Origin of the sequence: Marinimicrobium sp. LS-A18 (assembly GCF_000463525.1) — a bacterium.
Classification (GTDB): domain Bacteria; phylum Pseudomonadota; class Gammaproteobacteria; order Pseudomonadales; family Cellvibrionaceae; genus Marinimicrobium; species Marinimicrobium koreense.
Genome location: NZ_AWEP01000006.1, coordinates 23,854 through 36,738, shown reverse-complemented (window position 1 = coordinate 36,738; position 12,885 = coordinate 23,854). Strand labels below are relative to the sequence as shown.

10 protein-coding genes are annotated in these 12,885 nt (G+C 61.2%); all 10 read left to right on the top strand.

Going from position 1 to position 12,885, the window contains the following annotated elements:
• Nucleotides 1-89: 89 nt before the first annotated feature.
• The 10 genes from N645_RS0111590 to N645_RS18355 all read left to right on the top strand — a co-directional run bounded on the left by N645_RS0111590 (nucleotide 90) and on the right by N645_RS18355 (nucleotide 12,855).
• Entirely contained in the window at nucleotides 90-467 is a 378-nt protein-coding gene (locus N645_RS0111590; protein ID WP_024461680.1) for a GntR family transcriptional regulator, read from the top strand.
• Nucleotides 464-1,333, top strand: coding sequence for an ABC transporter ATP-binding protein (locus tag N645_RS0111585; RefSeq protein ID WP_024461679.1), 870 nt, complete (start codon nucleotides 464-466; stop codon nucleotides 1,331-1,333). The genes N645_RS0111590 and N645_RS0111585 overlap by 4 nt, the downstream gene beginning before the upstream one ends.
• A complete protein-coding gene (locus N645_RS0111580) occupies nucleotides 1,333-2,277 on the top strand; it encodes a hypothetical protein (protein WP_024461678.1) in 945 nt (314 codons plus the stop codon). Before N645_RS0111585 ends, N645_RS0111580 begins: the two co-directional genes overlap by 1 nt.
• Before the next feature lie 53 nt (nucleotides 2,278-2,330).
• Nucleotides 2,331-3,563 (top strand): efflux RND transporter periplasmic adaptor subunit, encoded by a 1,233-nt coding sequence (locus tag N645_RS0111575; protein ID WP_193744975.1) that lies wholly within the window; start codon nucleotides 2,331-2,333, stop codon nucleotides 3,561-3,563.
• Entirely contained in the window at nucleotides 3,560-6,709 is a 3,150-nt protein-coding gene (locus tag N645_RS0111570) for an efflux RND transporter permease subunit (protein WP_024461676.1), read from the top strand. Before N645_RS0111575 ends, N645_RS0111570 begins: the two co-directional genes overlap by 4 nt.
• Nucleotides 6,693-7,007: a DUF3144 domain-containing protein gene (locus N645_RS0111565; RefSeq protein ID WP_024461675.1), complete on the top strand. Its 315-nt coding sequence runs from the start codon at nucleotides 6,693-6,695 to the stop codon at nucleotides 7,005-7,007. The genes N645_RS0111570 and N645_RS0111565 overlap by 17 nt, the downstream gene beginning before the upstream one ends.
• 163 nt (nucleotides 7,008-7,170) lie before the next feature.
• Nucleotides 7,171-8,154 (top strand): lipid A deacylase LpxR family protein, encoded by a 984-nt coding sequence (locus N645_RS17520; protein ID WP_024461674.1) that lies wholly within the window; start codon nucleotides 7,171-7,173, stop codon nucleotides 8,152-8,154.
• A gap of 8 nt (nucleotides 8,155-8,162) precedes the next feature.
• Nucleotides 8,163-9,470 carry a glycosyltransferase family 4 protein gene (locus N645_RS0111555; protein ID WP_024461673.1) on the top strand — a complete coding sequence of 436 codons (1,308 nt, stop codon included), beginning with the start codon at nucleotides 8,163-8,165 and terminating at the stop codon, nucleotides 9,468-9,470.
• A 131-nt stretch (nucleotides 9,471-9,601) separates the two neighbouring features.
• Nucleotides 9,602-10,639, top strand: coding sequence for a sensor domain-containing diguanylate cyclase (locus N645_RS0111550; RefSeq protein ID WP_024461672.1), 1,038 nt, complete (start codon nucleotides 9,602-9,604; stop codon nucleotides 10,637-10,639).
• A gap of 257 nt (nucleotides 10,640-10,896) precedes the next feature.
• A complete protein-coding gene (locus N645_RS18355; protein WP_024461671.1) occupies nucleotides 10,897-12,855 on the top strand; it encodes a carbohydrate-binding protein in 1,959 nt (652 codons plus the stop codon).
• Nucleotides 12,856-12,885 lie beyond the last annotated feature (30 nt).

Genomic DNA, 12,885 nt, shown 5'->3' with positions numbered 1-12,885 from the left:
CCGGCCCGGTCGTGATGCTCAAATGTACTTGTGAAGTTTCGATTTGGTGTTATAGTTATGTATAACACCAGTTCACCAAGGGAACCATTGTGGCCGATATCTGGAATGACGACCAACCCATCTATCGCCAGCTCTACGAGCGGGTGGTGCGGTTGATATTGCAGGGGGAGATCGCCGAGGGGGATGCCCTGCCCTCGGTGCGGCAGCTCTCGGCGGATTATCAGATCAACCACCTCACCGTGGCGAAAGCCTATCAGGCCCTGGTGGACGAGGGGTTGGTGGAAAAGCGACGGGGCCTGGGGATGTTTGTTCTCGCCGGTGCGCGTGAGTACTTACTCGCGCGCGAGCGCAAGCTATTTCTGGAGCAGGAACTGCCCGAGGTGGTGGCGCGGGCGCGTCGTCTGGGCATTGAGGGCGAGGCGCTGCGGCGCGCTCTGGCGGATTATCAACGGGAGGATAAGGCATGACAGCGGTGATTGACGCGCGCGGCCTGCGCAAGGCCTATGGGCCCAAAACGGTATTGAAAGGCATCGACCTGACTTTGGAGCCGGGTCGGATCATGGGCCTGATCGGCCCCAATGGCGCGGGGAAGACCACCCTGCTCAAGGGCATTCTCGGTCTGGCCCGGGTGGAGGGACATCTGCGGGTGCTCGGGTTGGACCCGCAGCGTCAGCGCACCGCCCTGATGGAGCGGGTGTCGTTTATTGCCGATACCGCCATCCTGCCCGGTTGGCTCAAGGTCAGTGAGGCGCTGGACTATATGGCCGGGGTGCACCCCCGGTTCGATCGGGCCAAAGCCGAGGGCTTTCTGGCGAAAACCGGCATCGAGCGGCGCTCGCTGGTAAAAGAGCTGTCCAAGGGCATGGTCACCCAGCTGCATCTGGCGCTGATCATGGCCATCGACAGTCAGCTACTGGTGCTGGATGAACCCACCCTGGGGCTGGATATTCTCTACCGCAAACAGTTCTATACCAGCCTGCTGAACGACTACTTCGACGAGCAGAAAACCATTCTGGTGACCACCCATCAGGTGGAGGAGATCGAGCATCTGCTCACCGACGTGGTGTTTATCGGGGATGGCGAGCTGCGCTTGAACACCTCGATGGAAGCGCTGGAGCAGGATTTTATTGAGCTGCGGGTCACCGGCGATCGGCTGGCGGAGGCGCAAGCGCTGGGCCCGATCCATCAGCGTTCCATGTTGGGTGGTGAGTGTCTGATTTTTGAGGGGGTCAGCGCGGAGCGCCTGGCGCCTCTGGGCGAGGTGAAAACCCCGGGGCTGGCGGATCTGTTTGTCGCCAAGCTGGAACGGGTACAACCGGGGAGGGCCGCCTGATGAACCTGACTCAATGGCGTCCGGTGTGGATGCAATGCCAGCGCGAATTCTGGGAATCCCGGGGTACCTTCCTGCGCACGCCCCTGTGGGTGGCGGCGGTGATTGCCGCGCTGATGGCCATGGGCATGATCACCGGCAATATCGAACTGAATGCGGCGCTCAACGAGCTGCGCGGCGCGCCCGAAAACCTGCAGAAGTTTGAAAACGGCGCGGATCTGGTGGGCGCGCTGATGTCCGGGGATCTGTTCAGCACCCATCCTCAGGTGCTTCGGGCGGCGCTGGCGGCGATTGCCATCCCCTTTATTCTGACGCTGCTGCTGGTCAGTCAGGTCTACCTGCTGGGCAGCCTCTACTCGGACCGGCGCGACAAGAGCATTCTGTTCTGGAAATCCCTGCCGGTGTCGGAAACCCGGGTGGTACTGACCAAGTTGGCGTTCGGTGCGCTGGTGGGGCCGGGAATCTTTATTGGCGCCTCGCTGCTGGTGGGTCTGCTGCACCTGCTGATGTTGCTGGGGTATATCAGTTGGCAGTTGGGGGTGGACCTGCCGGATATGGGCAGCCTGATCGGCACCTTTCTGGGCCATAGCCTGGCGCTGGTGTCCGGCTGGTTGCAGTTCTCACTCTGGTTCCTGCCGCTGTGGGCCTGGTTGCTGCTGGCCTCCGCCTACGCCAAGAAATCCCCGTTTCTGGTGGCCTTTGGGGTGCCAGCGGTGGCGATGGTGCTGGAGCTGTGGATACTGCGCAGTGTGGAATTGTGGCAGGCGATCTGGGTGCCCACCCATCGGTCCTTCGAAGGGCTGGTGCAGGCCCAGGCACAACCGGACGCCTGGCTGAGCCAGTGGGGTGAAACCCTGAGTGAACCGGCGTTCTGGGCGGGCTTGGTGGTCGCGGCAGGTTTTACCGTCGGTGCCATCTGGCTGCGCAATTACCGGTATGAGCTGTAAACTGATGCCCGCATTATGGTTTGCAGACTGGGAAACACATTAAGGAGACGATTTTGAGGTTATTCGGCTGGTTGCGGCGCGTGCCTTTGTCGCTGTTGATTATTGTGGTGGGCGTGCTGGGCTTCGTGGCGCTGCTCAATCTCAAGCCCCGGCCCGAGCCCCGCCCGGAGCCCGAGCCACCCCGGCCGGTGGTGGAGGTGGAGCGGGTGAAGTTGGAGGACCGGGCGCTGACCGTCGAGGCCCAGGGTACCGTCACGCCGCGTCGGGATATCCAACTGGTCAGTCAGGTGGGTGGGCAGATCATCGAGTCGGCACCGCAATTTGTGCCCGGCGGTCGGTTCCAGAAAGGGGATTGGCTGGTGCGGCTGGACCCTCGGGACTACCGCAATGCCCTCGCCCAGGCCGAAGCTCAACTGCGTGAGGCGGAGCGTCTGCTGGCCGAAGAGCGCGGCCGGGCCCGTCAGGCCGAGCGCGAGTGGCGGGACCTGGGCAATGCCGAGGCCAATGCGCTGTTTCTGCGCCAGCCCCAGATTGCCGCGGCCGAAGCGGCCGTGGCCTCCGCTCGGGCGGCGCGAGACCAAGCCCAGTTAGACCTGGAGCGCACCGAGGTACGCGCGCCCTTCGATGGTCGCATCCGACAGACCATGGCCGATCAGGGGCAGTTTATCGGGCCGGGCACGCCCGTGGCGGACGTTTATGAAGACACCCTCGCCCAGGTGCGCCTGCCCTTGACCGATGCTCAGGCGGCGCTGCTCAACCTGCCGTTTGGTGATGAACTGACCCAAGCGGCCCAGCCGTCGGTGACCCTGCACGGGCGAGCCTTGGGCGAAGACCACCAGTGGTCGGCCCGCCTGGTGCGCACCGAGGCCAGCCTGGACCCGCAGTCGCGCATGCTATATGCCGTGGCGGAACTGCCGGAGCCCTTCAACACCGAGCGTCATGGCGCGCCGCTGCTGATGGGTTCCTTTGTGACCGCCGAGATTGAAGGCAAGCCGCTGACCGATATCGTTTCTTTACCGATCACCGCCGTGTTTCAGCGCGACCGGCTGTACAGTGTCAGTGATGACGGCGAGGTGGTGGAAAAGCAGGTGCGGGTACTGACCATTGACGGGGAACGGATCTGGGTCAAGGGAGACCTGCGCGTCGGTGAGCCGGTGATCATCGACCGCCAGGGCTATGTCAGCCCGGGCGTGGCGGTCCGGATTGCCGGTGAGGAGGAGCCAACCCCCGAGCCTGCGGAAGACGAAGACGCGCCGGCGGAGCCGGAGGCTGAGGGCGGCGTATGAACCGGTTGATTCAGTGGTTTGTCGAGAATCGGGTGGCTGCCAACCTCCTGATGGTGTTGATCTTCATCGGCGCGTTAGTGAGCACCAGCAAACTGGATAAAGAAGTCTTCCCGACGGTATCGCTCAACTTCATTGAAGTCTCCATGAACTACCCCGGGGCCGGGCCTTCGGAAGTGGAAGAACAGGTGGCCATCCGGATCGAGGAGGCCATCGCCGATATCGACGGCATCGAGGAAATCACCTCCACCTCCAACCAGGGCTGGGGCTCGGTGCGGGCCGAAGTGGTGGAAGGCTATGACCCCCAGCGGGTGCTGAACGACATCAAGACCCAAGTGGATGCCATCAGTACCTTCCCGGGTGACGTCGAGCGCCCGGTGACCCGGCAGATTGTCGGGCGCAGTTTTCTGATGAGCCTGGCCCTGTCCGGGGACGTCAGTGAGGCGGCCCTGAAGGAAACCGGCTGGCGGGTGCGCAATGAGTTGACACTGCTGGATGGGGTCAGCCATGTGGAGCTCAACGGCACCCGCCCCTATGAGATGGGTATCGAGGTGTCCGAAGCCAGCCTGCGTCGCTATGGCCTGAGCTTTTCGGATGTGTCTCGCGCCATTGCCGGCTCGTCCCTGAATGTGCCCGCCGGGGTGATTCGCGCCCACGGCGGCGATATCCAGATTCAGACCCGCAACCAGGCCTACACCGCCGAGGATTTCGGCAAAATCCCGGTGATCACCGCCGCCGATGGCACCCAGGTGATGTTGAGGGATGTGGCCGAGATCCGGGACGGCTTTGATGATTGGAGCGTATTCGCTCAGTTCAACGGCAAACCGGCGGTCTTTCTGGACCTGTCGATCACTGAGAATCCGGACATCGTCGCCTCCGCCCGGGAGGTGGAAGCCTACATTGAGCGGACCCGGGACATTTTGCCGGCGGGGATGACCTTGGAAGTCTGGCGGGATATGTCGACCCTGTATGAGAGCCGGTTGAACCTGCTGCTGGAAAACGCCATTACCGGCCTGCTGCTGGTGTTTGTGGTGCTGATGCTATTCCTGCGCCCGGTGTTGGCGGCCTGGGTCTGCGTGGGTATCGCCACCGCCTTTGCCGGTGCGGTCTGGTTGCTGCCCTATGCCGGGGTGAGCGTGAATATGATCTCCCTGTTTGCGTTCTTACTGGTTCTGGGGATTGTAGTGGACGATGCCATTATTGTGGGTGAGAGTATTTACACCCGCCATCAGCATGGTCTCAAAGGCACGTCCAGCGCGGCCAGCGGTGCCAAAATGGTCGCGACGCCGGTATTTCTGGCGGTAATCAGCACCATGATCTTTTTTGCCCCCATGATGGCCGTCCCCGGCGCCATGGGCACCGTCACTTTTGCCATCCCGGTGGTGGTGATTCTGTGCCTATTGTTTTCCCTGATTGAGAGCCTACTGATACTGCCTTCCCACCTCTCTCACCTGAAACCGGAACGGGAGAGTAAGAACCCACTGTTGCGCAAACTGACTCACGCCCGCCAAAAAGTGGCGGACAGTCTGGACTGGTTCGCCGACCGGGTGTATCTGCGTTACCTCACCCGGATGCTGGAACACAAACTGGCCACCTTGGCGGGGTTTGCGGTCGCGTTTCTGCTGTCCCTGGGGGTGTTTATCGGCGGCTGGCTGATCGTGAGCTTTATGCCCATGGTGCCCTCGGACTACCTGGAAGCACGGGTCACCCTGCCCGAGGGCACCCCATTCCATGAAACCACCCGCATCATGCGTCAGGTCGAATCGGCGGCCCTGGGGCTGGATCAGGATGAGGAGCTGACCGGCGGGAGTGAAGAAGACCTCATTGAAGGCATCCAGACCTGGGCCTGGGGTGAAAACGTCTATGTGTCGGTGGGCCTGGTCGGTGCCGAGGAGCGGGACATCGGCAGCCCGGCAGTGAGCCGCCGCTGGCGGGAACTGATCGGCGATATTCCGGAGGCCAAGGAATTCCGGCTGGACTTCACCATCAACGCCGCCGGGGACGATATCAACCTGAACCTGAGCATCGCCGATAACGATCTGGATGCCCAGCGCGAGGCCGCCGAAGCGGTCAGTCGGGTGCTGGCCCAGTTTCCGGGGGTGTATGACGTGGAGAACACCATCGAGAAGGCCCGCCAGGAAATCAATATCGAGTTGCGTCCGGCGGCGGAGTCCCTGGGGGTGACCCTCGGTCAGGTGGCCGAGCAGGTGCGTCAGGCGTTTTACGGCGCCGAGGTACAACGCATTCCCCGGGGTATTGAGGACGTTCGGGTTCTGGTGCGCTACCCGCGCGAGGAGCGGGCGCATATCTCCCAACTGGACCGGATGCGTATTCGCCTGGCCGATGGCACCCAGATACCCCTACTGGAGGTGGCCCGGATCGACTTCGTGCCCGGCTACTCCACCATTGAACGCCGTGATCGCAAGCGCACCATCGGTATCAGCGCCAGCGTCGAAGAGGGCGAGGACGCCAATGCCATCGTGTCGGAACTGTTGCGTGAACACCTGCCCGAGTGGCAGCAGCGGTTCCCGGGGCTGACCCTGTCCCCCGATGGCAATATGCAGGACCAGGCGGACTTCATGAGTTCGATGAGCAAGAACTTTGTCCTGGCGGTGCTCTTGATCTACGGCATCATGGCGGTCAACTTCCGCTCCTATTGGCAGCCCGTGATCATCCTGACCGCCATTCCATTCGGCTTTATGGGCGCGGTTATCGGCCACCTGCTGATGGGCCGGGAAATCAGCATGCTGTCCATGCTTGGCTTTATCGCCTGTGCCGGGGTGGTGGTGAATGACAACCTGGTCCTGCTGGACCGGATCAACAGCCTGCGCCATCAGGGCCTGGCGGTGCTGGAGTCGGTACTTCAGGCCGGGCGGGACCGCTTCCGGGCCATTGTGCTCACCTCGGTCACCACCTTTATTGGCCTGATGCCGATCATGGCCGAGCAGAGCGTGCAGGCGCGGTTCCTGATTCCGATGGTCATTTCCCTGGCCTTTGGGGTACTCTTTGCCACCACGGTGACCCTGATACTGGTGCCGACCCTGTACCTGGCCGCTGACCGGGTCGGGCAGCGCTGGGCGACCTGGCGCGGGCGTCGTCAGGGTCCAGACATTGATGACGAAGGAGCCTTGAATGAACCAACCCCATGACGAAGACACCTTCTGGAACCTGGTGGACGAATTTATCGAAAACGCCAATCAGGCGGTGGACCAGGCCGGTGACCCGGCGCTGGTATCCGCCGCCCTGCTCCAGGCCTGCTCCCGTTTCAGTGCCTTTGTGGTGGCGACCTCATCCCTGGATCGCAAGGAGTACACCGATGAAATTCCGTCGGCTCTGTCGTTTTTGAGCGGCCAGTTCCGCGAGCAGTTGGAGGCGGACCTGGAGGACTATCGGGAGCATTACAAGGTGTACATCGCCAACGAACGTCCGGATGAACCCTTGCACTGAAGTCACATTCCAACACTTTTTTACGGTGTGGTGACGCCGGCTTATGCTAGCCTCCAGAGCGTCGTCGGGTGGGCTGGGCATCCAGCCAGCTTTACCCTGCGTACCCCTGTGTCACCTTTGAACTCGCCGACGGCTTTCGGATCGGCTTCGATGGAGTGCAAGCATGCATTTACCCAAGCTGATGGCCGGTGCCGTTTCAGCCTTACTGACTCTCCCTGCTTACGCGGATGTGGACTGGATTACCGGTGTCTGGCACAACGACCTCTTTGCCGGTACCGATGGGGGTGGCTATACCAACGGTCTCTACGTGTCCTGGTTCGACCTCGCCGATACCGTTCCGGAGCGGTACGACGTGCCGTTTCTGGTGAGGCCCTTTGAGGGGTGGTTACTGCCCGACCCCTATGGCGAACTGCAGGTGACCGAGTTCACCATCGGCCAGGCCATGCTGACTCCGAAAGACATTGAAAAGCCGGTGCCAGACCCGAACGATGCGCCCTACGCCGGTCTCCTGCAACTGCGGGCGGCCTATACCGTGATCGGGGACGATGTGGCCGATACGCTCGGGGTCACCGTAGGTATTGTCGGCCCGTCCTCCGGCGCCGAAGAAGTGCAACGGGCCGTGCACAAAATGGTGGGGGCGACCAAACCCCGGGGCTGGGACTATCAGGTCAAAGACGAGCCGGTCGGCCAGGTTGAGCGCACCCGCGTCTGGCGGTTTGGTCCGGCGCCGAGCGAAGAGCCTCATGCCGATCTGCTCCTGGTGGGCAGTGGTACTCTGGGTAATCTGGAGAGCGCCGCCGGGGCGGCGGTCATCCTCCGCTACGGCACCCGACTCGACCGCAGCTTTGGTACCGCGGCCCAGATTGTCGGGCGGGTCAGTACTCCCATGGCCATTGATGGCGGTTGGAGTATCTATATCGGAGGCGGTGCGGAATATGTGTACAACCAGATCTTTGTCAGTGGGGGCGGCCTGCGCTCCGGGCAAAGCGGTGATCTGCGCCACGATCAATACGCCGGTTACATCGGCGCCTCCTACGCATGGGAGCGTTTCAGCCTGACCTTCAGCTTCGTCAACAACAGTACATTGGATAAGAACGCCACCGCCCGTCAGCGTTTTGGCGCCTTGAAACTGGGCTGGAAACTGTAAGTCATGCTATGCCACACCTGATTGTCCTCGGCAGTGTCTGGCCCGAACCCAATTCTTCAGCGGCGGGCACCCGCATGGTGCAACTGCTGGAGGCGTTTCAGCTGGCCGACTGGCGGATCACCTTTGCCAGCGCGGCCCAGCCCTCCCCGCACCGGCTCAATCTTCCGGCGCGGGGTATCGCGGAAGCGGCCGTTGAACTGAATGCGGACAGCTTTGATCACTGGCTCGCCGAGCAGACGCCGGAAGCCGTGCTCTTTGATCGCTTTATGACCGAGGAGCAGTTTGGCTGGCGGGTAGAGCGAACCTGCCCAAACGCCGTGAGGCTGCTCGATACCGAAGATCTGCACAGCCTGCGCGCCGCCCGTTGGGCACGCCTGAAACGTCGTCAGGCCCTTGCCGGCTCGGAAGCCGAGCGCCAGTCGGTGGCCCCGGAAACTGCCGCCCCCGACGAACTGTTTCAGGAAATGGCCGACAGCGATCTGTTACAGCGCGAGTTGGCCGCGATTTATCGCTGCGACCTGAGCCTGATGATTTCCGAATTTGAAATGCAGCTGCTGACGGACACCCTCGAGGTGCCGCCGTCGCTGCTGATGTACCTACCCCTCTGGGCCTCGCCCGAGCCGAGCCCCCTGCCCTTCGAGTCGCGCGAGCACTTTGTCAGCATCGGTAACTTTCGCCACGCCCCCAACTGGGATGCGGTTCTGTGGTTGAAACACGACCTCTGGCCGCGCCTGCGCGCCGCCCTGCCCGACGTGGAGTTGCATTTATACGGCGCCTATCCGCCACCCAAAGCCACCGCACTGCATAACCCCCGGCAGGGCTTTCGGGTGCTCGGTTGGGCCGAGGATGCCCGCCAGGTGATGGGGCGGGCCCGCGTTTGCCTGGCGCCGCTGCGCTTTGGGGCCGGTATCAAGGGCAAGCTGCTGGATGCCATGGTGTGCGGCACGCCCAGTGTGGCCACCTCGATCGGTGCCGAAGCCATGGCCGACCCAGACCGTTGGCCGGGTGCGGTGGCTGATGATGCCGATGCCCTGGTGGCGGCCGCGGTCGCTCTGTATCGGGATCAAGCCCGATGGCACTCGGCCCAGATCCAAAGCCGGACCACCCTGTCTCAGCGATTTTCCCCCCAACGGTTTGAGGGTGCCCTGCTCGATCGCCTGGGTACCCTGCAAACCACTCTGGTCGACCATCGACGTCGCAATATTGTCGGCACCATGTTGCGTCACCATCAACACCGTAGCACACAGTACATGAGCCAATGGATCGAGGCCAAAAACCGCCTCGTGGCCCGTGACGATTCGCACAATAGTTCCTGAACCGTTAAGCTAACTGTGTACTAACGGTTTGCGATTCTCGAGTTTCGAACCGTGCCACCGATACCGAGTAGGTCGGGTTAGCGCAGCGTAACCCGACAAAAGCCCGACAAAACCCCAAAGGCAGTCTCTCCATGAAAAAGCCCGCCATTCCCGCCAATGAGGCTGAACGTACAGCCGCCGTTGACGCCCTGGCGATGGTGCACTCCCCGGCCGAGGAACGCTTTGACCGGATCACCCGACTGGCGAGCAAGCTGTTTGATGTACCGATTGCGCTGGTCACCCTGATCTCCCGGGACAAGCAGTGGTTCAAATCCGCTCAGGGGCTCGGAGTGCCAGAGACGCCGCGCGACATCGCTTTCTGCGCCCACGCCATCAACCACGATGAGCTGCTGTTGGTGGAAGATGCACAGACGCATCCGGACTTCCAAGACCACCCGGCGGTGACCGGTGACCCCCATGTCCGTTTTTACGCGGGTCAGCCCATTCAATATCAGGGCCAGCTGGTCGGGACCTTGTGCTTGGTGGATTATGTGCCGGGGACTTTGACCGAAGAACAGAAAGATACCCTGCGCAGTCTGGCGGCCTGGGTAGAAAACGAGCTGCGGGTGGAAGCGCTCAGTGCGGAACAGACCCAGCTGCTCGAGGAACTGGATGAAGCCCGTCGGGACGCCCTGATCGACCCGCTGACCAAGGCCTGGAACCGCCAGGGGATGGACGTCCTGTTGCAACGGGAGTTGGCGGTGGCGCAGCGGTTGGGCTCCGATGTGTGTGTGATGCTGGTGGATGTGGACCACTACAAACAGGTCAATGATCGCTATGGTCACCTGGTCGGGGATGAAATTCTGCGCGAAGTGGCACAGCGACTGCGCAGTGCACTGCGCCCGCAGGATGTGGTGGCGCGCTATGGGGGTGATGAGTTCCTGGTGTTTGCCGCTCAGTGCCCGGCGGACATGGGACAGTTTCTGGCGCGGCGGCTGGTCGAGCGGGTCAGCGGTCGACCGGTGACGGTCGAGGACTTGGAGATACCCCTGACTCTGAGTGTCGGGGTGACCGCCGCCAATGCCGGCCCCGGCGTGTTGACCACCAAATTGGTTAATACTGCCGATCAGGCGCTCTATGACACCAAAGCCGCTGGTCGAAACGGGATGACCTTCCGGGCGTTTGCTTGATCAACGCTGCGTCGATTGTTGATCGATCTAAACATTTTTAATATAAAAAATCTTCAGCATTTCAAATCTGTCTAACCAAAAAAGATTCTGACGAAAGTCGTTTCGGGCCAGGACTTGACTGGCCCGAACTGCGAACGACGTCTCGTTTTTGAAATTTCCCGATGTGCTTGAATCGCCCCGTGAGAGAGGAGCAGTGCTGAAAGGATGCGTACAGCCTAAACCGACAACCATAACGTTAATCAAAAGGTTCAAGCATCATGGAAACTATCAACCCCAACCGGTTCTTACGCCGGTGCCTCGCCGTGGCTCTGTGCAGCTCCCTGGCCACCATCGCCCACGCCGATCTCGGCAGCAACCTCGCGCTCAGCGGCGGTGCTGACGGTTCGAGTAAAGGCGGTGGCAGCAGCTATGGCAACGTCAATGACGGCGATCTGAACAGTTACTGGCAGCCCAGTGGCACCAGTGGTGAGCGGATCGGCGTGAAAAATTTTGATGCCACGTTCAATACTGTGATCATCCGTGAACTCAATGGCGCCACCACCGGGTGGCGTCTTGAAAATCACGATACCAACGAAGTGCTAGCGTCAGGCTCTACTTTGGGCAGCGAGCGGGTGATCAGCGGCTTTGGTGACCGACAGATGTACAAGGTCAACCTGGTTATTGAAAGCGCCAACAGTGCACCGCAGATTGCCGAATTCGAAATCTACAACGACTCCGATGGCGGCGGTAGCTCATCCAGCAGCTCCAGCAGTTCGTCGTCCAGCTCCTCGGATTCTGGCGGCGAAACCGTTCGCTACGAGTCGGAAAACGCGGTCGATTTTGACGGCGTGGTGGCCACCAATCACTCCGGCTACAGTGGCAGCGGCTTCGTTGACCTTCTCAACGACAGCAACAGCTACATTGAATGGGTGGTCAATCAGGCGGATTCCGGCAACGCGACCCTGACGTTCCGGTACGCCAACGGCACGACCGCCAACCGTCCGATGACGGTCAGCGTGAATGGCCAGGTGGCGCATTCCAGCGTTGACTTCGAGGGCTCCGGTGGCTGGTCCAGTTGGGACACCCAGACCGTGACGGTCAACCTGGCGGCGGGCAGCAATGTAATCCGAGCTGATGCCACGGTATCCTCGGGTGGGCCGAACTTCGATTACATTGAAGTCAGCGGCGGGGATGGTTCCTCCAGCTCCAGCAGCTCATCCTCGAGCTCGTCGTCCAGTTCCTCGTCCAGCTCGGTACCCAGCGATCCGGGTTCCCCGCTCTCCTGTCAGGAGGCCAACACGGTACGCGGCTTTGCCTCCCTCGGTGGTGGCACCACGGGCGGTGCCGGCGGTGATGTGGTGACCGTTTCCTCGGGCACCGAACTGGAAGCGGCCTTGGATAACAAAGGCAGCAATCCGCTGACCATCTATGTCGATGGAACCATCACGCCCGGAAACTCCAGCGTGAGCAAGTTCGATATCAAGGACATGAACGACGTGTCCATCATCGGTGTGGGCAACAACGCCCTGTTTGACGGTATCGGGATCAAGATCTGGCGTGCCAACAATGTGATTGTCCGCAACGTCACCATGCGCTATGTCCGTATTGGCGACAAGGACCACATCACCATTGACGGCCCGTCCAGCAACATCTGGATTGACCACAACACCTTCTACAACTCGCTGGATGTGGGCAAGGACTACTACGACGAGTTGGTCAGTGGCAAGGGCGACATCGACAACATCACGGTCAGCTACAACATCCTGCGCGATAGCTGGAAAACCTCCCTGTGGGGCAGCAGTGATGGCGATGACTCCCACCGCCGGGTGACCTTCTGGGGCAACCACTGGGAGAACGCCAACTCCCGTTTGCCACTGTTCCGTTTTGGTGAGGGCCATGTCATCAACAACTACTACGAGGGCGTGATCAGCACCGGTATCAACTCGCGGATGGGGGCCACCATCCGGATTGACGGCAATGTGTTCGAAAACTCCCAGAACCCGATTGTCTCTTTCTACAGTGACGAAATCGGCTACTGGGATGTCCAGGACAACATCTTCTCCAATATCACCTGGGAAGAAGGCTCAGGGGACGACATCATTGCCGGCCCCAATGTCCAGTCAACGGTCAGCTACACACCCCCCTACAGCTACTCCGCGCTGCCCGCGTCGGATGCCAAAGGGCATGTACTGGCCAACGCCGGTGCCGGTGTGATCAGTAATTGCGTTGCACCCTGATCGCATCTGACTGACCCCAACCCGGTTTAG